The sequence below is a fragment of the Treponema sp. OMZ 799 genome (genome assembly GCF_024181365.1).
In the GTDB taxonomy this organism is placed as follows: domain Bacteria; phylum Spirochaetota; class Spirochaetia; order Treponematales; family Treponemataceae; genus Treponema_B.
Map to the genome: position 1 here is coordinate 2,541,159 of NZ_CP051301.1, position 21,888 is coordinate 2,563,046.

General features: G+C 39.9%; 20 protein-coding genes and 3 tRNA genes. 12 read left to right on the forward strand and 11 right to left on the reverse strand.

Annotated features, from left to right (window positions below):
• Positions 1-2 precede the first annotated feature (2 nt).
• Positions 3-1,271 (reverse strand): serine--tRNA ligase, encoded by a 1,269-nt coding sequence (serS, locus tag E4O04_RS11710; RefSeq protein WP_253708174.1) that lies wholly within the window; start codon positions 1,269-1,271, stop codon positions 3-5.
• 128 nt (positions 1,272-1,399) lie between these two features.
• Here serS and E4O04_RS11715 point away from each other — a divergent pair, with 128 nt between their 5' ends.
• The 3 genes from E4O04_RS11715 (at position 1,400) to E4O04_RS11725 (ending at position 2,250) form a co-directional block, all read left to right on the forward strand.
• Positions 1,400-2,029 carry a DUF2715 domain-containing protein gene (locus tag E4O04_RS11715; RefSeq protein ID WP_253708176.1) on the forward strand — a complete coding sequence of 210 codons (630 nt, stop codon included), beginning with the start codon at positions 1,400-1,402 and terminating at the stop codon, positions 2,027-2,029.
• Positions 2,030-2,090: 61 nt separating this feature from the next.
• Positions 2,091-2,163: transfer RNA gene (locus E4O04_RS11720), tRNA-Pro, on the forward strand.
• 13 nt (positions 2,164-2,176) lie between these two features.
• Positions 2,177-2,250: transfer RNA gene (locus E4O04_RS11725), tRNA-Arg, on the forward strand.
• Positions 2,251-2,366: 116 nt separating this feature from the next.
• On the opposite strand, the gene E4O04_RS11730 is transcribed toward E4O04_RS11725, so the two are convergent.
• The gene (locus E4O04_RS11730; protein WP_253708178.1) at positions 2,367-3,908 is read right to left on the reverse strand and encodes a sigma-54-dependent Fis family transcriptional regulator; all 1,542 of its coding nucleotides are present in this window, start codon (positions 3,906-3,908) and stop codon (positions 2,367-2,369) included.
• Positions 3,909-4,020: 112 nt separating this feature from the next.
• Here E4O04_RS11730 and E4O04_RS11735 point away from each other — a divergent pair, with 112 nt between their 5' ends.
• From E4O04_RS11735 to E4O04_RS11755, 5 genes are all read left to right on the forward strand, one after another.
• Positions 4,021-4,761 carry a YggS family pyridoxal phosphate-dependent enzyme gene (locus E4O04_RS11735; RefSeq protein WP_253687052.1) on the forward strand — a complete coding sequence of 247 codons (741 nt, stop codon included), beginning with the start codon at positions 4,021-4,023 and terminating at the stop codon, positions 4,759-4,761.
• Complete coding sequence (locus E4O04_RS11740) at positions 4,742-5,566, forward strand: DUF4097 family beta strand repeat-containing protein (protein ID WP_253708180.1); 825 nt, start codon at positions 4,742-4,744, stop codon at positions 5,564-5,566. The genes E4O04_RS11735 and E4O04_RS11740 overlap by 20 nt, the downstream gene beginning before the upstream one ends.
• A 61-nt stretch (positions 5,567-5,627) precedes the next feature.
• Positions 5,628-5,701 (forward strand) — tRNA-Ile (locus tag E4O04_RS11745).
• 90 nt (positions 5,702-5,791) lie between these two features.
• Positions 5,792-8,062 (forward strand): hypothetical protein, encoded by a 2,271-nt coding sequence (locus E4O04_RS11750; RefSeq protein WP_253708182.1) that lies wholly within the window; start codon positions 5,792-5,794, stop codon positions 8,060-8,062.
• A 78-nt stretch (positions 8,063-8,140) separates the two neighbouring features.
• Positions 8,141-9,754, forward strand: coding sequence for an ATP-binding protein (locus E4O04_RS11755; protein WP_253710856.1), 1,614 nt, complete (start codon positions 8,141-8,143; stop codon positions 9,752-9,754).
• A 13-nt stretch (positions 9,755-9,767) separates the two neighbouring features.
• Here the strand turns inward: E4O04_RS11755 and E4O04_RS11760 are convergent, their stop codons facing one another.
• The gene (locus E4O04_RS11760) at positions 9,768-10,421 is read right to left on the reverse strand and encodes a PAQR family membrane homeostasis protein TrhA (RefSeq protein WP_253687049.1); all 654 of its coding nucleotides are present in this window, start codon (positions 10,419-10,421) and stop codon (positions 9,768-9,770) included.
• 141 nt (positions 10,422-10,562) lie between these two features.
• On the opposite strand from E4O04_RS11760, the gene E4O04_RS11765 reads away from it, so the two are divergent.
• Positions 10,563-11,486 (forward strand): M23 family metallopeptidase, encoded by a 924-nt coding sequence (locus E4O04_RS11765; protein ID WP_253687048.1) that lies wholly within the window; start codon positions 10,563-10,565, stop codon positions 11,484-11,486.
• On the opposite strand, the gene E4O04_RS11770 is transcribed toward E4O04_RS11765, so the two are convergent.
• From E4O04_RS11770 to E4O04_RS11790, 5 genes are read right to left on the reverse strand one after another with little or no spacing between them, the layout of a single operon-like run.
• The gene (locus E4O04_RS11770) at positions 11,483-11,968 is read right to left on the reverse strand and encodes a hypothetical protein (RefSeq protein ID WP_253687047.1); all 486 of its coding nucleotides are present in this window, start codon (positions 11,966-11,968) and stop codon (positions 11,483-11,485) included. The genes E4O04_RS11765 and E4O04_RS11770 overlap by 4 nt on opposite strands.
• Positions 11,958-12,599, reverse strand: coding sequence for an RNA polymerase sigma factor (locus E4O04_RS11775; protein ID WP_253687046.1), 642 nt, complete (start codon positions 12,597-12,599; stop codon positions 11,958-11,960). Before E4O04_RS11775 ends, E4O04_RS11770 begins: the two co-directional genes overlap by 11 nt.
• On the reverse strand, positions 12,592-12,948 hold the full coding sequence (locus E4O04_RS11780) for a hypothetical protein (RefSeq protein ID WP_253708184.1): 357 nt from the start codon (positions 12,946-12,948) through the stop codon (positions 12,592-12,594). Before E4O04_RS11780 ends, E4O04_RS11775 begins: the two co-directional genes overlap by 8 nt.
• Positions 12,949-12,981: 33 nt before the next feature.
• Positions 12,982-13,452: a flagellar basal body-associated FliL family protein gene (fliL, locus tag E4O04_RS11785; RefSeq protein ID WP_253687044.1), complete on the reverse strand. Its 471-nt coding sequence runs from the start codon at positions 13,450-13,452 to the stop codon at positions 12,982-12,984.
• A 24-nt stretch (positions 13,453-13,476) separates the two neighbouring features.
• Positions 13,477-14,697: a mechanosensitive ion channel family protein gene (locus E4O04_RS11790; protein ID WP_253687043.1), complete on the reverse strand. Its 1,221-nt coding sequence runs from the start codon at positions 14,695-14,697 to the stop codon at positions 13,477-13,479.
• A gap of 120 nt (positions 14,698-14,817) precedes the next feature.
• Here E4O04_RS11790 and E4O04_RS11795 point away from each other — a divergent pair, with 120 nt between their 5' ends.
• From E4O04_RS11795 to E4O04_RS11805, 3 genes are all read left to right on the forward strand, one after another.
• Positions 14,818-15,471: a response regulator transcription factor gene (locus tag E4O04_RS11795; RefSeq protein WP_253687042.1), complete on the forward strand. Its 654-nt coding sequence runs from the start codon at positions 14,818-14,820 to the stop codon at positions 15,469-15,471.
• Positions 15,472-15,607: 136 nt separating this feature from the next.
• Positions 15,608-16,753: a CD0519/CD1768 family membrane protein gene (locus E4O04_RS11800; RefSeq protein ID WP_253687041.1), complete on the forward strand. Its 1,146-nt coding sequence runs from the start codon at positions 15,608-15,610 to the stop codon at positions 16,751-16,753.
• A 32-nt stretch (positions 16,754-16,785) separates the two neighbouring features.
• The gene (locus E4O04_RS11805) at positions 16,786-17,625 is read left to right on the forward strand and encodes a cobyric acid synthase (protein WP_253730578.1); all 840 of its coding nucleotides are present in this window, start codon (positions 16,786-16,788) and stop codon (positions 17,623-17,625) included.
• A 54-nt stretch (positions 17,626-17,679) separates the two neighbouring features.
• Here E4O04_RS11805 and E4O04_RS11810 read toward each other — a convergent pair whose 3' ends face one another.
• From E4O04_RS11810 to E4O04_RS11820, 3 genes are all read right to left on the reverse strand, one after another.
• Positions 17,680-19,971 (reverse strand): hypothetical protein, encoded by a 2,292-nt coding sequence (locus E4O04_RS11810; RefSeq protein WP_253708186.1) that lies wholly within the window; start codon positions 19,969-19,971, stop codon positions 17,680-17,682.
• A gap of 154 nt (positions 19,972-20,125) precedes the next feature.
• Positions 20,126-21,142 carry an IS5 family transposase gene (locus E4O04_RS11815; RefSeq protein ID WP_253708187.1) on the reverse strand — a complete coding sequence of 339 codons (1,017 nt, stop codon included), beginning with the start codon at positions 21,140-21,142 and terminating at the stop codon, positions 20,126-20,128.
• A 42-nt stretch (positions 21,143-21,184) separates the two neighbouring features.
• A complete protein-coding gene (locus tag E4O04_RS11820) occupies positions 21,185-21,883 on the reverse strand; it encodes a hypothetical protein (protein WP_253708190.1) in 699 nt (232 codons plus the stop codon).
• Positions 21,884-21,888 lie beyond the last annotated feature (5 nt).

A 21,888-nucleotide genomic window follows, 5' to 3' on the forward strand; every position in this document is an offset into this window, starting at 1 on the left:
TTTTAACCTATCTTATCAAATCCGCAATAGGGCACAAGCACTTCAGGTATCTTAATAGAGCCGTCAGCCTGCTGATAGTTTTCCAAGATAGCTATCATAGCTCTGGACATGGCAATGGCTGTTCCGTTTAGGGTATGTAAGAATTTATTTTTACCGTCATCGTCCTTGTATCGTATATTTAGGCGGCGGGCTTGATAGTCGGTACAGTTTGAAGTAGAGGTAACCTCTCCCCATTCTCCCCCGTTTCTTCCGGGCATCCATGCTTCCAGATCCCATTTTCGATAAGCAGGAGCTCCAAGGTCGCCTGTACAAGTATCGACAACCCTAAAGGGGATTTCAAGTCCGGTGAATATTTCTTCTTCTATCATGCGGAGTTCTTCATGGACAGCATCCGATTCTTCCGGTGTACAATAAACAAACATTTCGAGCTTTGAAAACTGGTGCACCCTGTAAAGCCCCTTTGAAAATTGCCCTGCGGCTCCTGCTTCACGCCTAAAGCAATGGGAAATACCGCAGTATTTTAAAGGGAGGTCTTCTTTTTTGATAATCTCATCGGCATGATAGCCTCCCAAAGTAATTTCCGCAGTTGCAACCAAACAAGTACCCTCTCCTTCAAGAGAATATACGTTTGACTCCTCCCCTCTCGGATTAAACCCGATACCGTATAAAATTTCTTCTTTTGCTATATCGGGTGTGATAAAGGGTTTAAATCCGTGTTTTCTTAATATATTAAGCCCGTACATGGTAAGGGCTTGTTCCAAAAATACGGCTTCATTTTTTAGAAAGTAAAATTTAACGCCTGAAACCTTTGTACCGGCTTCAAAGTCGATAAGATCCAAATCTTGACCGAGCTGAACATGATCCTTAGGTTCGAAAGCAAACTTGGGCACTGTGCCGCAGCGTTTTATTTCCAAATTATCGGAATCTTCCTTACCGACAGGAGCTTCGGGATGAGCCATATTCGGAATCTTACTTACAGCCTCGTGTAAGGCTTTTTCAGCCTCAGCTAAATCGGACTCAACTTGGGCAATTTTTTCTTTTATAATCTTCCCCTGATCGACTAATTTTTGTCTTTCTTCGGGACTAAGCTTTTGTTTCATTGATTGGGAATTATCGTTACGTTCTTTTTGCAGGTTCTGCAAGGAGGTAACGAGAGCAGTACGCTTATCATACAGTTCTACAGCCTTATCGGCATCCGCATTCATGTGCCGGTTTTTAATATTTTGTTTTACGGCTTCAAGGTTTTCTTTAATAAATTTGTAATCTAACATGATAAAATTGTACTTTTTATTTTGAATTCTGTCAAGACTTTAGAGCAATTGTACGTTTGAAGCTTGACAAATACCGATTTTTTTAAGATTATTAGTATTGATAATCTTTTATATCTTGGAGGTATTTTATGAACAAAAAAATATTTTTTGTTTGTCTTGTTTTTGCGTTGGTTTTTACAGGGATGCTGACAGCAAAATCAATCGGTTTAAATTTGGAAGCCGGTGCGGCTTATACAAATCATCAATTACACTATTTTGATAATGATACAAGGCATGACGGCTTTAAACATCAGGGGATAAAATCAAAAAGCTTATTCGGATTTAATTTAGGGGTATCTTACCCTCTTCCGAAAAACTGGTCAGTATTTGTAAGCACGGTATTTGCTTTTAACCGTACCTTTGTAAGCGACACAATGCTCGGTGCCGGTTATACGTTTAAACCGGGAAAGGGATTTGACCTCTTTTTGGGAGGAGGTTTAGCATTCGGCGGTTCAGTGTTTAAGTGGTCATCAGGAAATGTAAGTACCACAAATAGATTCTTTAACATAGGGGCCGGAATCAATCTTACGGCTTCATTTATGTTTACCAATAAGATCGGAATGTTTGCAGGTATTTCGAATACATACTATAAACCTGTATCAGGTAAGTGGTCTAACAAAATAGGTGACAGCACGACTTCAGGAGATATTGCATCAAGTCATATGCCTGATTTAGCTAAGTCTATAAGCGGAAGACTCGGTGTAAAAATCAAATTATAAAAAACCTTTGCTCCCAGGTATTGACATTGATGCACTTTTTGCGTATTATGTTGACTCGCATCGGGATGTAGCCTAGGGGCTAAGGCGTCTGGTTTGGGACCAGAAGATCGGGGGTTCAAATCCCTCCATCCCGATCCTTACAGTCTTGGGATCGTAGCTCATCAGGATAGAGCAACTGCCTTCTAAGCAGTAGGTAGGGGGTTCGAGTCCCTCCGGTCCCGGCTTAAGCCGATTAAGAAGTTTTGTGCAAGAACAAAATTACTTAATCGGCTTTTTATTTATAACGGATTTAAAGTAAAATTTTTTAATATTTGATAATAGATTTTATCGATCTTTCTTAATACTTTATGCCGAGCTTTTTCATCTTGCTTTGGAGGGTTCCGGGTTTGAGATTTAAAAGAGCGGCTGCTCCGTCTTTCCCGTAAATTTTTCCGTTTGAGGCAGAAAGAGCTCTTTCGATAATTTCGATTTGAGCCTCATCAAATGATTTAATTTCTTCGGACAAAACCTTATCTTTTTCGGACTCTTTATTGCCGGCGGCTTTTACGGGCTTTTTTTGTACCCCGTTTAAAACATAGGATTCTCTTGTGCCGGGAACTAAGTGCTCGGCAGGAATTTCTCCGCCCTGAGAAAGAATAGCGGCACGCTCCACAACGTTTTTAAGCTCGCGGACATTTCCATGCCAAGGCATAGACATAAGTTTTTCGATAGCAGCCATAGAAAGGCTTGTGTTCTCAAATCCTATTCTTTTGCGTATATCCGAAATAAAGTGCTCAGCTAAAAGAGCTATGTCATCTTCCCTTTCCCTTAATGGCGGAAGCCGTAAAGGAAAAACATCCAGCCTGTAAAGAAGGTCTTCACGGAAGCGGCCCATGGCAACAGCCTCGGCCAAATCGACATTGGTTGCAGCGATTATGCGTACATCAACGGAAACGGGCTTTTCCCCGCCGACACGCTCGAATTTTCCGTCTTGAAGAACACGCAAAAGCTTGGGCTGTAAATCAAAGGGTAAATCCCCGACCTCGTCCAAAAAGAGGGTTCCTCCGTCGGCAAGCTCGAACCTTCCTTTCCTCAAGGCCGCCGCACCCGAAAAGGCCCCCTTCTCGTGCCCGAAGATCTCGCTTTCGGCAAGGCTCTGCACAAGGGCCGAGCAGTTTACGGGCACAAAGGGTTTTTCCGCCCTGTTGGAAAGCCTGTGAATGGTGCGGGCAGCCTGTTCCTTTCCCGTTCCCGTTTCTCCCGAAATTAAAACAGGCACATCCGAGGCCGCAACCAGCTTTATTGAATCCAAAACGGTAGTCCAAGCCCGGGAAGTTCCGACCATGTCCTTAAAAACATTTGTCGACGACCGGAGCAAAACATTTCTTTCAAGCAAGAGGCTTTCGGTTTTTTGAATAAGGGATTGGGATGCATCTGTTTGAACCAAGGCAACGGAAATCAGCTTTGAAATTGTAGAAACAAAGCGGACAATTTCGGGAGTAAACTGGGAGCACATTCTGTGATCCAAGGTCATCATTCCTATAGCATTATCCCCTATGTAGAGGGGAGCTACCAAGCAAGAATGGTTTTCGGGCAGTTCCATTATTTCGTCATAGGTATCGACATGAGGACTTGCCTCATCAAAAAGATAGGCTTTTTTTTCGGATAAAATTTTAGCTATATCCTTTCTGGAATTTAAATTTATGGTAAAATCCTCAAGGAGTTTAGATGAAAGAGGCCCCAAGGCCTTCCTGACCTTTAAAATATTATTATCTTCAAAACGCATTACAACTGCGAGCTCGTAATTGACAAGCTCTCTCAGGGCTTCGAGGATGAGCTCAAGCACCTGCTCGGCAGAGATGGGATTGGTTTTATTTAATACGGGTATAGCCTTATTCATACCCTGCGATTATACCCTCATTATCAATCTTTGTCAAAAGGCTTTATCAACATGATTGAATAAGAAAGAAAATTTGGGTAGAATATCACATACAAGATTTTATGGGGGAATTATGAAAGACGATATTAAAATAAATTTAGAAGAAGTCCATAGACGGATGGAAGCCGCTTGTAAGGCTTGCGGGAGGGACCCTAAAGAGGTGAGACTTCTTATGGCCACAAAGACAGTTACACCAGAACGCATTTTAAAGGCCTTTGAATACGGAGAACTTTTAATCGGAGAAAACAAGGTTCAGGAACTTTGCGAAAAATACGAGGCTCTTTCATCGGTAAGGCATGAAACCCATTTTATAGGCCACCTTCAAACCAATAAGATAAAAGATGTTATAAAATATGCCGACTGCATCGAGTCCGTTGACAGACTCGACTTGGCCGAAAAGTTGAGTAAGAGACTTGAGGCTGAAGGAAAAAGCATAGATATTCTTATTCAGGTAAACACCTCCGAAGAAGAAAGTAAATTCGGGTGTAAGCCTGAAGAAGCGCTCGATCTTACCGAAAAAATTGCAAAACTTCCCTGCTTAAACATAAAAGGCCTTATGACAATAGGTCTTTTTTCCGATGATATGGATAAGGTAAGGCTTTGTTTTAAACTCCTGCAAAAAATCCGCAAGGAGATTACCGAAAAGAAGATTCCGAATGTTTCCATGGAGGCAGTTTCTATGGGCATGACCGGAGATCTTGAAATTGCCATCGAAGAAGGTTCGACCCTGATAAGGGTAGGCACGGCAATTTTCGGTAAAAGAAACTATCCCGATTCCTATTATTGGAACGAAAATGCAAAGGTTGAAGTGTAGACTTTTTTTGGGTTTATGTTTTTTTTCTCTTTTTTACGGCTCTGCCCTTTTTTCTCAAGATATTGAGAATTTAACGAAGGTTCAAAAGAGGGTTGTAAATATAGAAGCCGCCGTTTCTGAGGTGGATGTTTTTATAAGCAGCTATGACGGCGACACAATAGCCTATCGAACGGAGCTCAAATCGGGCACAAAACTTTCGATAGTTGAGCATAAAAAAAAGTTGAGGTTTACAGAGATAAGGCCGGCAAGCGGAAAGCTCTTTATCTATGTTCCGAAAGATTTTTTACTCGAATCGTGCAGAGTTTTAGCATCTCATTCTTCCATAAAGATAGAAGGCATAAAGGCCGTCCATTTTTCGGCTTCGGGGAATTTTAACAAGGCTGAAATTACCGGCTCGCGCTTAAAAAACAGCCTGATTGCACTTTCAAACGGCAGCCTCACATTTAATAACGGCATTGTAAGTGCGGCCGATTTTTGCTTAAACTTTTCAAAGGCAAAAATTGAGATAGCCGAAGAAAAAGAACACTGCAACCTCTTTGTAACCCAACAAAAGTGCGAAAAGTTCATCTATGCAGGGGAAGCATATACCGATAGGCTCTTAGCTCTCTCTCCTCCAAAACCTAAAAAATTTATCTCGATGAGCGCCTCTTTTTCGGACATAGACTTGGGCTTTTCGGCACCCTTAAAAGAGCCGAGAGAAAAATTCGATAAATACGGAGTCAGCGAGTTCGGTCCCAAACTTTCTCCCAATTTGGTAGATAACGAGGCAAATTTTTTACCGAAAACAAGCGTAAGTTTACCCTGATAATTTTTAATTTACCGATTGACAAGTTTTAAACTTTTTGATATACTCAAAACTCTTTTAAGGGCCCATAGCTCAGTTGGTTAGAGCAGCGGACTCATAATCCGCGGGTCGCCGGTTCAAGTCCAGCTGGGCCCACTTTTCCTTTTTTATCAATTTTTATTTCAGAATTATTGAAAAGCGTCTTATCCTATGCTATAATGGTATAGTAGTGTAAGGAGAAATTTCATGTGTAAAAAATTATTTTTTTTTATAAACCTCGTAATTATCCTTTTACTTTCCGGATGTGATCAGTTTGTAGCAGATATAGAAAGAGATTTTGAATATTGGTCATCTACAATTATAATTCAAAGTATAGATATACCTTCTATTGGAACAGACACACAAAACTATCCCTGCATAAAAAGTGATACCGATCAAATCATAAAAATAAAACTTATAAACCCGCAAAATTACACTTTAAAACTTCCCGGAGAACCGGGGGCTCCTCACGACATCATAGTCTTCGGAAACGGAGTAATAGGCTCAGGAACAGGCTCGCCCGTGTACAATACGGATTATACCCTTACTCAACCCAATCCTACAGAACTTATTCTCACTCTAAAGAGCGGCTTTTTACGAAAAAATGAATGCGGTATCGTAGATCTGCACCCTACAATCATTCTTTACAGCAAAGAAGGGAGAAAGTTTTTAACCCGGAGTTTTAAATTAAAAGTGAACTCGCCGGCTCCTGAACTTGACTATATAGGCTGCGGTAAAACAAAAAAAACTGAAGAAGGAAAATATCACTATGTTCTCGTCTTTAAAGTAAAAGACATGCCCGGCTATAATGTTGAATCGGGGAACCTGCCCGGTACTTTCAAGTATGAAAGGCTACATCAAGATGTTCATTATCTATTCGTAGACCACACTAGAATGATAATAGGTATGAATGGTGATTATACGGATTTTGCTCCGCCTATACAGAGTAACTCAGGAATCCGACTTATTAAACACAGTGCAGCAGAAGATTTAGATGATGAAGACATAGTAAATGTATCACCAAAACCTGATTATCCTGACTCACACCAAAATTGGTTCATATACCTAAAAGTTCCTGTACCTCTAAAAGGAGCAAGTAAAACATATCAGATTCAGATTAAAGATGAACGAGGTCTTGGTGCTTCTCCTATAAACATCAGCACGCCTGCAAACAGCCCTTCTGTAACCGTAAATCTTGATACATCAACGGGAACAACTTCGGCAAATTTAAACAACACTAACAGTGCAGCCTCTCCACATGAAATAAACGCAAAGGAAGGAACAAATAATGTAAAGCTTAATCTTTCGACAAGCACTCCGGGGGCTTATATAAATTGCTATATCAAAAAAGGAGTAGGTTTTAGTAATCTTGTAAGCAATCCAAGCGGCATCGATAATGCAACAGTATCTCTTCCTGTTGCAGGATCGTCTATAATCTATCAAGTAGAGATTCAAGTCTCTGCTGCAGGAATGCCTGAAAATACCAAAATAATTTATTATAAGGTTGTCAGTGATAGTGTAACAATATCTTCAACCGATGGCAACGCATGGACTAAGCTTAAAACAGAAGCCGGCAAATCAAGCGGAGTTTCGACTATTTTGATACGCGGAGAAATAGCAGCAGCGAGCGGCAATAATGGGGAAATTTCAATAGGCAGAAACCTCACTATAAAACAAGCAGCTTCTTCTACAGCCGTTCTTAATGCAAATAACCTGTCCCGAATATTTAAGGTTACAAGCGGCAAAACACTCAAATTAGAAAATATTACTCTCAAAAACGGGCAAGCAAGCAGCGGTGATCTAGGAGGAAAAGGAGGAGGAATAGCACTTATTGCAGGCGGAAAGCTGACTATTTCGGGCGACAAAGTAAAACTAGATACAAAGAGTAAAATTTATATCGATGCCGGCTCTGTTATTGAGCTAGAAGGAACTCTATCAGATAATACACCTGTAGCCTGCATTGAACCTGAAATTTACAACTCAAGTACTAAGGTGCTGCAAGGAGATATCACAACAGGATCTCCTAAAAATAAGACCAAATTTAAAGTGGAGTCTCCAACATCCGGACCAAAATATTGGATTATTGCTAATACCGGACACTTAGAAGATTTTAGTACAGCAGCATTGAATGAGGATTCGATAGCAGGGATGGAAGGTTTTATGTCTTCAAACGAACAGACTAAAAGCGGTGCACCATCCTCCATTATTTATAAAACAAATGAAGGAAAATTCGGATACATTACCGTAACTGATATGATTCCAGTTACCGGCATCGGTCTTGTGATGACTTTTAACTATGAAACTTTTAACGGAAGTTCCGGAAATAATAAGAGTATAAGTCGTCTAAAAGGCTTTGATTTAGATACGGGAGATCTAGGAGAACTCACAGACTCCACGGTAGATTTTTCCATAGGCGGAACTACGACTGACTTTACACTCATACCGCTTAATGGCGCAAAATTCTTTATAAAAAACTAAAGCATAGTCTATCGCCTGTCTGCCGGGGAACACCTCGATTGACAAGCAGTCAAGCCTTATGCTAGACTATTAGCTATGATGGATTTTAGTAGAAAACTGCCTATAGGCGTACAGAGTTTTAAGGTATTGCGTGATGATAATTTTCTCTATATTGATAAGACCGAATATGTTTATAGACTGGCTTCTTCAGGCCGTGTCTACTTTTTAAGCCGTCCGCGAAGGTTCGGAAAGAGCCTTTTTCTTTCTACATTGAAAGCCTATTTTTTGGGTCAAAAAGAATTGTTTAAGGGCTTGGCAATCGAAAAGTTTGAAGAAGCCGAAAAAGGAAAAAGAGAAATTTGGCAAGAATATCCCGTATTCTATTTTGATTTTAATGTAGGAAAGTATGCCGATACGGAAGCACTCAATGAAAGGTTAGATTTTTTACTTAAAGATATAGAAAAACAATATGAAATTATCCCCGGCAGTAGAGACAGTTTAGGTTCAAGATTTGAAAGAGCTATAAAAACAGCCTACGAAAAAACAGGCAAGCAGGTTGTCATCTTGGTAGATGAATACGATAAACCTCTTCTTCAAACAATGGGACTAAATGAAGAGCTAAACGCAGAGTACAAGGCTGTCTTAAGAGCCTTTTATTCCGTATTAAAAAGTACCGATCAATATCTCCGGTTTGCTTTTTTAACCGGAGTTACCAAATTCGGCAAGGTAAGCATATTCAGCGATTTAAACAGTTTAAACGACATAAGTCTCAAACCTGAATATTCGGCTATTTGCGGACTAACTCAAAAAGAGTTAGAGGAAACCTTCCGCCCGGAAATAAAGACCTTAGCTGAAAGAAACGAGTTAAGCTATGAGGATTGTCTTTCAGCTTTAAAGAAAAAATATGACGGTTATTGTTTTTCTTACGGAACCGAAACAATATACAATCCCTTTAGTTTGCTCAATGTTTTTGATGGAAAACAATTTGCAGATTATTGGTTTGCAACGGGAACACCGACCTTTTTGGTAAACGAATTAAAAAGAGAGGACTACAACATTCCCGAATTGGATGGAAATGTGGAAATGATTGAATCCTTTTTGTCGGATTACAGAGTAGGTGCGGACTCGGTTATACCGGTACTCTTTCAGTCGGGCTACTTAACGATTAAGGATTACGATAAAGAATACAGGATGTACAGGCTGGGCTTTCCAAACGAGGAAGTGCGTTACGGCTTTTTGTATAACCTCTTACCCGAATATTCAAATATAAGTTTTATAAAAACATCTTTTAATGTGGTTCAGTTTACAAAAGATTTAAAGGCAGGGAAAGTAGACGGGTTTATGCAAAGGCTAAAGTCGATAATGGCGAGTCTTCCCTACGATACCGTAAAAAAAGAAAGCGGAGAAAGCCTCGCCTTGAGGGAGCATAATTTTCAAGCTTGTGTTTACTTGATTTTTGCACTTATGGGACAGTTTGTCGAAGTAGAAACGCCCTCATCAATGGGTAGAACGGACTGCGTTGTAAAAACCGAAAAGACAATTTATATCTTTGAGTTTAAACTAAAAGAAAATGCGGAAGCGGCCTTAAAACAAATCAAAGAAAAAAACTATGCCGAAAGGTACAAGGCAGATAGCAAAGAAATTATCCTTATCGGCGTAAGCTTTGATCCTGAAGAAGGTACCGTTGACGAGTGGTTAAGCGAAAAACTATAAAAAGCTAAAAAATTTAAAGACTGTAATAAAGCGAAAAAAAGTGCATTATGCTCCCGGCCATCACAAAAAGATGCCAGATGCTGTGAGACCATTTTACCCTCTTCATTGCGTAAAAAATACAGCCGGCAGTGTAAAGAATTCCGCCTATAAGTAAAAACTTAAAGCTTAAAAGGGGCAGCTGTTCTTTTAAGGGCCTTGCCGCAAAGATGATGAGCCAGCCCATGGGAATATAGGTTATAACCGATAGAACCCTCACCCGGCTTCCGAATATCGAGTATAAAACTATGCCTAGAACGGCCATTCCCCAGATAATACCGAAGATGGCCCAGCCGACAGCCCCGTGAAGGGCCGAAAGGCAGTAGGCCGTGTAGGTTCCGGCTATCAAAATATAGATTGAACAGTGGTCGAAAATACCGAATACTTTTTTTGCCTTTAAAGGCAAGGCATGATAGAGGGTTGAAAAAAGGTATAGGATTATTAGGGATGCACCGAAGATTGTAAAACCCACAATATAACCGGCTTTCAAATCCTGCGGAGCATAACGGGCTGCCCTTATAATTAAAAGCACAAGGGCTGCAATCGAAAGACCTGCCCCTATGCCGTGGGTTACTGCATTTGCAATTTCTTCACCTATAGAATATCTGCGTTTAATTTTTTCTTCTTTCATAATTATTTAGACAACTTAAAAGGATTAAAGTTGCCTATTACCTTGCAATTTTTCGCAGTTTTTATTATAATTTACTTGGAAAGAGTGAATAAAATTTACTTTTTTGCCGATAATCAAATCGAAAAAGTTTTGCAGGTTTAAATGAAAAAAAATCACTATTTGTTTGCAGGTATAATCGTTTTTCTCCTAGTACTCGGTACAGCCTATTTCGCGCTAAACGGGTTTGATGTTATTAGTGTGCCTCAAAACTCATTGGATGACGGAATGGGAGGAGGAGATACAAGGCTGCCTACTTTTAGACCTGACAAGGAAATTTCGGATATAACACTCCCCCCGCTTGACTACATAGTATATTCCGTAAAAAAAGGCGACATGGTAGGCGAAATAGCTTCCCGCTACGGGGTAAGTCAGGACGCAATTATAAGCGTAAATAAACTTCGAAATACAAGAACCCTTCAAATAGGCCAGCTCTTAAAAATTCCATCTATGGACGGAATCGTTTATACACCCAAAAAAGGCGACACCCCTGAAAAATTAGCCGATACCTATAAAATTTCGCTGGAAAAACTTGCTCTGGTAAATAATATTTCGGACAACAATATTCTAAAAGCAGGTTCCGTTATCTTTTTGCCTGATGCAAAGCTGGATTGGATAACACTTCAAGAAATCAACGGAGATCTTTTTAAGTCTCCTATACACGGAAGATACAGGGTAACCTCCCGCTATGGCTGGAGAAGGGATCCTTTTACGGGAAAACGCAGCTTTCATAACGGAATAGACCTTGCGACATACCACGGTGCTCCCATCTACGCAGCCCTTCCGGGAACCGTAGCCGCGACGGGCTACAGCAATGTATACGGCAACTATGTTATAATAAGACATCACTCCGGTTATCAAACCCTTTACGGACACATGCATACTATTTTAACTTCACGAGGAAAGTATGTTACACCTCAAAGTAAGATAGGAACCGTAGGAACTACAGGAAGAAGTACCGGCCCCCATGTTCATTTTACGGTATATAAAAACGGAGCAACGATAAACCCCGTGGCCGTATGGAACTAAACCTTCTCTTTTTTTAGATCGAATTTTTTTACAAAAAAATCAAGGTTACGGTAAACAAAGATAGCAGAATAAACGCTCACAAAGACGGCAAAAACAAGAGCAAAGGGAATTACAAAACTAAGCTTAAAATTTTCCGCAGCCCATTTACCTATTCCTGTAAAGGGGATATAGGCAAGACCGACAATCATCAATATGCCGACAAGGGCCCAAGGCAGGATACTTACGGTGGGCAGTTGATATTTTTCGGCCTGCAAATTAAAAAAATCCGGAGCAGCAGCCTGAATCTTTACCATAGTTTTTTCGGTAAGAACCTCATCCGCCTTTGTCCGTAAAGAAGAAGTATATAGATTTGAAGCCTGGGTAAGAGCACGGACTAGGCTGCGGCATTTTTTACACCGCAAAAGATGAAAGGTAACGGTAAAAGGAACCGCCTCATGCTTATCAAGCATCATATAACGGTTAATAGCTTCATTACATGTCATAGGCCAAATTCAATTTAAATAAAACCGGATATTCAGGACTTTCCTCTTGTCCGTAAATCCCTTGATTTTCAAGCTCTGTCTTTAATATTTTTTTTGAGCGGAAAATATGGGATTTAATCGTATTTACAGGGATTCCGGTAACGGACTCTATATCGGCATAGGGCATATCGTAAAAAAAGTAAAGGTCTATACATATTCTGTATTTTTCGGGAAGATCGTTTACAGCCCGCCTGATTGCGTTTTTTACACAGTTTTGAATTTGCCTTTCTTCGGGAGTTAAATCGTTTGTTTTTATCTCAAAATCATCAAAGGCTGAAACGAATTCTCTCTTACGCTTAACGGAATTTATCGCCGAATTATAGGCAATCCTCATAAGCCATGTAGAAAAAGAAGACTCGCCGCGGAATTTGGGCAGGGCCGAAAAGGTTTTAAGCATTATATCCTGTACAAAATCCTCCGCATCGTCATGGTTTTTAAAAAAGCTCATCCCCAAAGAGTAGACACGCTTTTGATACTTTGCAGCAATGAGGCTGAAGGCTTCGGTATTTCCTGCAAGGACGGCTTTACATAAGAGGCGGTCTTGTAAGGCTTCAGGAGATTCTTTTCTGAGGAAACCGGAAAATTTAATCATCTTTAGCCTTCTCCTTCCCGGCCCTTGATGAGATAAAATAGTAGGCCAAAAGACCTATACCGCAGCTTAGGGGAACAAGCCCTCCTAAAAGAACATAACTTACTCCGTCTATTACGGAAAAAAGGGCAGTCAAAACGCTTCCTATCATCAATAAAAGAATTCCGGATATAAGGCAAAACCCCGACAAATTGAATTTTATCGGAATATATGTTTTAGTTTGAATTTGACAGATTATCTGCTTGTTACGCCAAAATAAGTAGAAAAAAATTAAAACGCCGGCCATAAGAATACCGACTATAGGAACAACGGCTATAATAATTTGTGCAGCAGCAACAGGTTGTCCGCTCATTTTAATCCTCCAAAATTTTACCCTTAACAATTTTTATTCCAAAATAACAAAGTCCTTAAAATATATGCGCTTTATACGCGATAAATTCAAGATAGAATTTACCTCGGTCAATACTTCTTTTTTTACCTCATTTTCGGGCATGGTATAAAGTTCATATACGGTTTTTTGCGAAAACCAATCGATAAGGCTTTTTCGGATAGCTTCCTTTTTTTGAACAAGTTCTTCTTCAAAGGCCTTATCCTCAGAATTATACTCCAAAACGGGAAAAACTACAAGGGTTCCGGATGTCTTATCGGCCGTAGGAATCCTAAGCCGCCCCAAGTCGGCATAAAGAGCTTTTTTTCCGCGGATCTCCGAAGGGCTTTTGGGTTTTATAAGCTCACCGGTATCTTTTTTATTAAAAAGAGAAAAAACGGAGCCTGCAATTATAATTACGATTAACGCAAAAAGGAGGTATTTAAGAAAGATATACAGCGTTAAGCCCTTCCGTTTATTCTTACCCATAAAAACCCTCTAAATAGTAAGCTTTTAATTTTTTGCCAAAAAACCGCCCACAGGATATTGGAAGATTCTAAGGTCGAATTCGTGGACAGCCGCAAAAAGGTGATCAAAAATATCGGCCTGAATTTTTTCGTATTCGCCCCAGACCGTAGTTGCCGTAAAAACATAAATCTCCAATGGGATCCCTGTAGCTCCCGGTTCAAGCTGGCGCACCAAAAAAGTCAAATCCTTTCGTAAGGTGTCAAGGCTTTGAAGATATCTGGTAACGTACATTCTAAAGGTTCCGATATTGGTAAGCCTTCTATCGTTTAAGGGATGCTCGGTATCGCTGCCGTATTGGGCACTTATGTCGGAGCTTTCAACCTCGGCAAAATAGGACTTTAAAAGCTCTATCTTCCCTACCCTGCGCCTCAGCTCTTCATCCATAAATTTTACGGAAGAAACATCCAAAAAGATTGAACGCTTGATACGCCTTCCGCCCGTTTCCTGCATACCGCGCCAGTTTTTAAAACCGCTTTGCATAAGGTCGCTTGTAGGCAAAACCGAAATCGTCTTATCCCAGTTTTGAATTTTTATCGTATGTAAGGCGACCTCGGTAACATCCCCGTCGGCATCGTATTTGGGAACCGAAATCCAGTCTCCTCGGCGCACCAAATCGTAGGAAGAAATTTGCAAACTTGCCACAAAGGACAAAATCGTTTCGCGGAAGACCAAAAGAAGAACGGCTGTCATCGCTCCTATTCCGCTTAAGAGGGTTAAGGGAGACTTACCGCTGATTGTTCCCGCAGCAATTATAAAACCTGCAATATAAACAATCAGGATAAAAACCTGAATATAGCTGCGGTAGGGCTTGCCTTCAAACTGAGGGGCATTTTCGGTATAGGCTGTAAGCCCGTCCAAAAGGCCGTGCAAAAGCCTTATGATTATCCAGATTAAAATAATACTTGAAAGCTTTTGCATGACAGCGGCACCGAAGCTAAGCTTTACCGATAAAAAATTAAAGGCAAATATGTAGATAATTAAAGAAATGCGTTCAACATGGATTTCATCAAAGATATAGTCATCCAACTTGCTCTTTGTCTTAGCCGTAAGGCGTGAAATAATCTTTCTTATTGCTCCCGTTGCCGTCTTTTTTAATATTTTGTGAAGAATAAAAGAAAAAGCCAAAACGCTAATCAGCCAAAAAATATCGCTTCGCACAGAATATTCCGAAAGCCACATTTGAAAATTATCCATAATATTTTGCATAGAATACAAAGCCCCTTTAAAAATATCCCTTTGATTTTAATTAAAAAAGCCGACTCTGTAAAGAGCTTTTGAAAACCTAAGTTCTTGATTCAGGTGTACAAACTGTGTTATAGTAGCCCTATGAGAATAGCGATTGTAGACGATGAAAAGCTCATATGCGAGGGCTTAAAATTTATTTTTTCTACCTATCCGGATATTGAAGTTGTTGCAACAGGCAATAACGGAAATGAAGCTTTAAAAATATGTGAAGAAAAAAGGCCTGAGCTCCTCCTCATGGATATAAGAATGCCCGAATGTAACGGAGTGGAAGCCGCAAAAAAAATAAAAAAAGATTTTCCCGATACAAAGATTTTGATTCTCACCACATTTAACGATACGGAATATATTCAAAAAGCCCTTCAATACGGAGCATCCGGCTATCTTTTAAAAGACAGCTCGCCCGACGTAATCTATGACGGAATCAAGGCTGCCATTTCGGGAAACATCGTTATAAACCCTGAAGTCGCAAAAACCATGCTTTTTAAAAACAATGAAGAAACAGAAGAAAGAATTTTAAGGCCCTTGACCGAAATTCAAGACGAGTACGGTTTAAGCCAAAAGGAAGTAGAAATTATAAGGCTCGTTTCTGAAGGGCTTTCCAATAAACAGATTGCCTATAAGCAGGGGCTTTCTGAAGGCACTATCAAAAACAATATTTCGGTAATATTTGATAAGACCTTTGTTTCGGATAGAACACAGCTCGCCGCCTTTGCCTTTAAAAACGGAATTGTGTAAATTCTTGAGCCTCAATTCATAGCCATTTCATTCACATTTCCTCCCCCGCTTGAAAAAAAGCCTTAGTTGGAATATAATTCGCGAATATTATGTACTTTTATTCAATCGGGTACAGTTACTTTGGAGTGCTTAAGGTATGGAAACAAAAGCTTTTTATAAAAAAGAAGTCGGTATAGAAAACTTTATCTTTTTAGGATTGTTTTTTGCCTTCTTTTTCGGTGTCGGCTCTGTTATGGGCGGCGTAAATATGATTAAGACAATGATGGAAACAGGCTTTGATCTTCTTATCAATATCTGTTTGTATCTGATGGCGGTAGCCGTATTGGCCGGAGCCGTCTCAGGTCTTTTTTCGGAATTCGGAACGGTTGCCTTGATCAACAAGATCTTGTACAAGCTGATGAAGCCCTTGTACGATTTACCCGGAGCCTCCTCCCTCGGTATCTTAAACTGTTTTTTATCGGACAACCCTGCAATTTTAACCCTTGCCGATGACGATAATTTTAGGCGCTATTTTAAGCAATACCAGCTTCCTGCCCTTACAAACCTCGGCACTGCCTTCGGAATGGGCTTGATTACCACAACGGCAATGATGGGCTTAAACGTAAAATCGGCAGTCCCGGCAGCCCTAATCGGAAATGTCGGAGCTGTTGCCGGAAGTATAGTTTCGGTCCGCTTGATGATTCATTTTTCAAAAAAACGCTACGGAACAGAGGCTATGGTTTCTACAAGAAGGGTAGACCCAATCCCCGAAAAAATGCGCCCTGTCCGTGAGGGCGGAGCCGGAGCTAGGTTTATTCAGGCTATGCTTGACGGCGGAAAATCGGGGGTCAGCATGGGTATGGCCATAATCCCTGGTGTAGTAATTATCTGTACGATAGTTATAATGCTTACAAACGGCCCGAGTGCAGACGGCACCTACACGGGAGCAGCACGAGAAGGAATCGCCCTCCTTCCATGGATAGGTCAAAAGCTGAGCTTTATCTTAAATCCCCTTTACGGTTTTAGTTCTCCTGAGGCTATTTCTGTCCCGATTACGGCCCTAGGTTCTACGGGAGCCGCCCTCGGCATTGTAAAAGAAATGTCCTTAATGGGAAAAATAAACGCAAACGATATAGCTGTCTTTACCGCCATCTGTATGTGCTGGAGCGGTTATATTTCTACCCATATTGCAATGATGGACGCCCTCGACACAAAGGAGATGACGGGCAAGGCTATTTTAAGCCACACAATAGGCGGCCTCTTTGCAGGCTTTGTCGCCCACCTTATAGCCTTTGTGCTTTAAGATAACTCTTAATAAGACGGCTTCTTAAGATAATGGCAAGCATAATGATTCAAGGGACTACCTCCTCTGCGGGCAAGTCCCTTTTTTGTACAGGCCTTTGCAGAATCTTTAAAAAGAGGGGCTTAAAGGTTGTTCCCTTTAAATCCCAAAACATGTCCTCGATTTTTTTTACTACAGCTGACGGAAAAAAAATAAGCAGCGCCCAAGCCCTTCAAGCCAAGGCCGCCGGCATTGAACCCCGCCCCGAAATGAATCCCATCCTCCTCATCCCTAAAACGGATGTGGGCTCTAAGGTGATAATTTTGGGAGAAGAAAAAAAAGAGATGAAGGCGCGGGAATATTTTGAGTATAAAAAGACCTGCAAACCTATAATTCTGGAAACCTTTCAAAAGCTTGAAAGGGAAAACGATATTGTGGTTATCGAGGGAGCAGGAAGCCCCGCCGAAATAAACCTAAACCAAAACGACATAGTAAACATGGGCATGGCAGAAATGGCCGATGCTCCCGTCCTTTTGATTGCCGACATAGACAGGGGCGGCGTCTTTGCCCAGCTCTACGGGACCGTAATGCTCCTCCCCGAAAAGGACAGGAAGAGAATTAAGGGCATGATCATAAATAAATTCCGCGGAGACAAGAGCCTTTTAGACCCCGGCATAAAGATGATTGAAGAACTCGTAAAGATTCCCGTAATCGCTACAATCCCCTACATGCACTTGGAACTCGCCGATGAGGACAGCCTCATAGACGATGATAAAAAATGCAATACCCAAGGCCAAAGCGAGGCCGAGATCGAAAAAGAACTGGACAAACTCGCTGCCCTCATCGAAGAGAACAGCGATATGGATTTTATTTTTAAGATAGCCGGGATTTAAAGGCGGAATTTAAAAAAGCAGGCCTTAAATAAGGCCTGCTTTAAAACTTCTTTTCTAAGGGCTGGGGGCTGTAGTTGTTAATTTACCATTGGAACCTACATACCAGTTGTATCCATCTTTCTGTGTAACTTTGAATTTTTTAGCTTCATTTGAAAGAACAACGCCGTCTTCAGCTTCCAATACGAGTCTTCCCTCAGAATAATTGGTATCCGGCACTGTAATTCGTGCGATTTGATTTTCAGCTGAGGTCAAGGAACCGGTAAGTATGATTGTAGCACCGTTAATAAGATAAACATCATTTTTCCCTTTTGTATGATCGCCTGAAGGATCTAGTTTTGCATCTCCTGACATTTTAAAAGTTCCGGATACATAGACAGCACCTCCATGAGCTTTATTAGAAACTCCTTTTCCTATGTTGCTTTGAATAATTCCGCTAGTCATTAAAAGCTCAGCATTTTGGCCTATATATACACCCCCTCCCTGATTCGCCACATTATCCTTTATTATTACTCCCGATTTTATTTCAAGAGAGGCATGCTCCTCAAGATCAACAGCTCCTCCATTTCTTTCTTTCTTTGATAACTTTGTTGCATCTCCATTTTGCAATGTAAGACTCTCAAGAATAAGTTTATTATTTTTTTTAACCTTAAATATCTTGCATTTTTTATCGGCGTCAAGAATTGCGGTACCATCCTTACCTCGAATAGTGAGGTTACGTCCTACGGTAATTTTATCGTGGTCACCACTAGCAGTAAGTGTACCATCCACAATAATTACCTCAGCTCCCCCGCTGGTCTTCTCAACCTCACTTTTTAATTCTGACCAACTTGTAACCGTCTTTCCTCCGGTAGTAACCTCTTCCAATTGTCCCGAATTATTTATCTTCCACTTTTTGCCGTCAGTGGAATCGGTAACCTTGAATTTGGAAACTTGAGCCGAAAGATCAACGCCGGAACCTGCTTGTAAGACCTTGATTGTAGAGTTAAATGTAGAAGGATAGTTTACAGGGCTTATTCGAGCTGCAATAGGCTGAGTTAAATTTTCCGAAACCGTAATTACCTTGTTTGCAGGAAGATAGACATCGTTTTTGGATGAATCAACTTTTATCGTGGCAGCACCCGATATCTCAAAGATTCCGCCATTGTAGACAGCACCTCCTAAGGCGGCGGTATTGTTTTCTATTGTTCCGCCCGTCATTATAAGACTGCCGGAAGGAGTAATATTAATTGCTCCTCCTGCACCTACTGAACCGGTCGTTTTATTTCCGCTTATGACAGAGCCGCTCTTAATATTTAAGGTTCCGTCTGTATATACGGCTCCTCCTCCCGTAACGGCTTCCGAGTCCTTTATATCGGCATCGTCGAGAGTTAAAACGGAGCCATTCCCGGCCTTTATAGCTCCGCCTGTATCAAACGCTGTTGAACCTGTGCGTTTACCATTTTGAAGAGTGAGTTTGGTTAAGGTGAGGCTTTTATTTTCTGCTACTTCAAATATTCGATGATTATTGGACTGTGCATCAATTATATCATGAGTTTTTCCGGTCAAGCCTCGGATATTTATGTTTTTATTTACCTCAATTTCTCCATTGTCGCCCACATCATTCGTCGAAAGGATGATACCGTTTATATAAACGGTATCGTTTTCTTTTGCATTGGCTACGGCCGTTTTAAGAATATGCCAGGATGAGTGTCCGGTCCTTACTTCTTTTCTGACCTTATAGTAATAAGTCTTTTCGTCGCTGTCGGCATAATTAGAAGCTTGAGCCTTTAATTTAACCTCATATATTTCATCCACTCCCGGAATAGAATCTAATCTGATTTTTGTTTTATTTTCATCTAGTGCGACACTGCCGGTATCGCCCGTATGACCTGAAGGCGGGGGAGTAGAATTGGACAATTTTACCTCGGCACGTATTGTTACACCGGAAGTGTATGAGTCATGATAAGCTTCAAGAATTACGGTTTCATCAAAGCATGATGAAATAATAACGGGATTATCGGAGCTTGGAGCCGAAGGAGCTAAATCATTTTGGTTGTCGGTATAAACACCTAAAACATTTAACTGCGCCATTGAAGCCTCATATTTGATTTTGGGAATGGGAAGCTTTGCTAAATTGGTTACCCCTGAAGTTTCTTGAGAGTAAAGACCTCTTAAATCTTTTACTCTGATCTTATAATTTAAACTATTTCCGATTTTTGCATCGGTTTTTATGCATAGCATCCATTTTCTAGCATTTGCATCAGGAATAGAGTTAAAGCCGCTTATGCCGTCACCTGTTACATCTCCAGCTGCAAGAGGCGTGATTAATTTATCCGAAGAAAGAAGGTTTCCCTGGGAAGCGCTCACATCGAAGCCGTTATTTGGGCACCTCTAAAAACCTATTTTTTAGTGTACCTATTTATTATTTTAGTAGCTTTTTTATAAATTGTCTAGTGTAAAACTTGGATTCTTTATCTTAGTTCCCTTACTTTTCATTTTATTACCTATATGCTCCCTCATTTTATTTCTTTAGATAGCAATATCGACATAAGTTGTATGTTAAGTTCATCATTATTATCGAAAATGTTGCACGAGCTAATCCTATCGTTCTTACATATATACCTTTCATTGAGTTTGTCATAAAGCCAAATACATGTTCGACTCTCGCCCGTATTTTTGATTTTTTTCTGTTACCGATTTTTTGTTTTTTAGTAAGAGGTTTTCCTCTTGCTCCTCTTTCACAAATTTGTCCTTCTATTCCTTTCGCTTTTAAAACTCTCTCTATTTCTTCTCCTATATAGGCACTATCTGCGTATAATCTTTCATCTTCCTTTTCAACTAAATTTTTTAATTCTTTACTATCATGAACATTGGCTGCTGTTACAGTTGCTTTCAATATAAGCTTACTTTTTTTATCTACTTTTATATGATCTTTATAACCGTAATAATTACGTTTGTGCTTCTTTGTCCACCTCGCATCACAGTCTTTTTGTGATAATTTTGCCTTATTTTTTGCTTCTTGCCATTGTTCAGGGACTTTTCCATTTTTTATTTGTTCATTTTCATCTTTGCTGTTATGCTGTATCGGAGCTTCTACTATTGTCGCATCTATTATCGTACCCTCTTTTCCTATTAAGTTATTTCTAGCTAATTCTTTTCCAAACTTTTCAAATAACTTTTTTGATACTCTCGCTTCAATGAGTTTTTCTTTAAAAAGCCATATTGTTTTTGAATCGGGTACTTTATCTTTTAATTCCAATCCTAAAAATCTCATAAAGGATAGCCGATCGTTTATTTGATATTCCGTTTGATCATCACTTATGTTGTATAATTTTTGTAAGATTATTATTTTAAACATCAGTACATAATCGTATGCAGGTCTTCCGCCTAAACCTTTTGACTCTTTGGTTAATGCTTTTTTTAATAGTGGTTTGAATATTTCCCAATTTATTTTTTCGTTTAATTTTTCAAGACTATCTCCTAACTTGCTTAATACTCTTAAACGATCTTCTTCATCAAATAATCCTTTTTGTTTCATACCTCATTTTATCATCTTTTTAATCTTTTTTAAAGGGGGTTTTTAGAGGTGCCCATTTGTTAATTTTATTAAAATGGGAGCTTTTGTGACACCACCCTCAGTGAAGTGAACCTCAGATATATCTCCGTGAAGATCTATTGATTCTGAAATTCTTTCAAGCTCAAATATCAGAACATAGTACCAATCATTTCCCTCTTGTATTTTCCCTGTAGTAACCCATTCCGGTTTAGGCGGAACTGTGTTAGCTCTAAGTTTATAATTGTAGTTTTGCTCAAACCTCCTGTTATCTTTTTTATTATACAGGTTTATTTTAGGATTGAGATTCGTCTTGCCTTGTTCATTTTTAAGTAAAAATTCTTTTTTGTATTCAAGCCGTATTTTATCGGAACCTATTTGCTCTAAAGAATAATCTATTCCCTGCTCAGGGCTTCCGCCGTTTTTACCTTTTACGTTTTCATCAAAAACGATAATATCATTAGGAGCATCCGAATCATGGGGCATTATAAAATCAAATTTTTGTGGATTATGAAGTTTAAAAATAATTTGTGCATTTTTATTAGAGGGTAAAGAGGAAAACCCTTCACCATCAACTAAACTTCCGGGCGGAATTTCTATATCAATTATGACTGCATTATTTGCCCAATATGAAAAAGTTTCTTCAATTCCGATAATCAGCTGTTGACATGATGTTAAACTAAACAAAATCAAAAAAATCAAAAAGTTAGTTAAAATTTTTTTCATAATAC

Coding starts and splice junctions, on each gene's coding strand:
- serS (WP_253708174.1), bottom strand. CDS start 1,271: ATGTTAGATTACAAATTTATTAAAGAAAACCTTGAAGCCGTAAAACAA.
- E4O04_RS11715 (WP_253708176.1), top strand. CDS start 1,400: ATGAACAAAAAAATATTTTTTGTTTGTCTTGTTTTTGCGTTGGTTTTT.
- E4O04_RS11730 (WP_253708178.1), bottom strand. CDS start 3,908: ATGAATAAGGCTATACCCGTATTAAATAAAACCAATCCCATCTCTGCC.
- E4O04_RS11735 (WP_253687052.1), top strand. CDS start 4,021: ATGAAAGACGATATTAAAATAAATTTAGAAGAAGTCCATAGACGGATG.
- E4O04_RS11740 (WP_253708180.1), top strand. CDS start 4,742: ATGCAAAGGTTGAAGTGTAGACTTTTTTTGGGTTTATGTTTTTTTTCT.
- E4O04_RS11750 (WP_253708182.1), top strand. CDS start 5,792: ATGTGTAAAAAATTATTTTTTTTTATAAACCTCGTAATTATCCTTTTA.
- E4O04_RS11755 (WP_253710856.1), top strand. CDS start 8,141: ATGGATTTTAGTAGAAAACTGCCTATAGGCGTACAGAGTTTTAAGGTA.
- E4O04_RS11760 (WP_253687049.1), bottom strand. CDS start 10,421: ATGAAAGAAGAAAAAATTAAACGCAGATATTCTATAGGTGAAGAAATT.
- E4O04_RS11765 (WP_253687048.1), top strand. CDS start 10,563: ATGAAAAAAAATCACTATTTGTTTGCAGGTATAATCGTTTTTCTCCTA.
- E4O04_RS11770 (WP_253687047.1), bottom strand. CDS start 11,968: ATGACATGTAATGAAGCTATTAACCGTTATATGATGCTTGATAAGCAT.
- E4O04_RS11775 (WP_253687046.1), bottom strand. CDS start 12,599: ATGATTAAATTTTCCGGTTTCCTCAGAAAAGAATCTCCTGAAGCCTTA.
- E4O04_RS11780 (WP_253708184.1), bottom strand. CDS start 12,948: ATGAGCGGACAACCTGTTGCTGCTGCACAAATTATTATAGCCGTTGTT.
- fliL (WP_253687044.1), bottom strand. CDS start 13,452: ATGGGTAAGAATAAACGGAAGGGCTTAACGCTGTATATCTTTCTTAAA.
- E4O04_RS11790 (WP_253687043.1), bottom strand. CDS start 14,697: ATGCAAAATATTATGGATAATTTTCAAATGTGGCTTTCGGAATATTCT.
- E4O04_RS11795 (WP_253687042.1), top strand. CDS start 14,818: ATGAGAATAGCGATTGTAGACGATGAAAAGCTCATATGCGAGGGCTTA.
- E4O04_RS11800 (WP_253687041.1), top strand. CDS start 15,608: ATGGAAACAAAAGCTTTTTATAAAAAAGAAGTCGGTATAGAAAACTTT.
- E4O04_RS11805 (WP_253730578.1), top strand. CDS start 16,786: ATGGCAAGCATAATGATTCAAGGGACTACCTCCTCTGCGGGCAAGTCC.
- E4O04_RS11815 (WP_253708187.1), bottom strand. CDS start 21,142: ATGAAACAAAAAGGATTATTTGATGAAGAAGATCGTTTAAGAGTATTA.
- E4O04_RS11820 (WP_253708190.1), bottom strand. CDS start 21,883: ATGAAAAAAATTTTAACTAACTTTTTGATTTTTTTGATTTTGTTTAGT.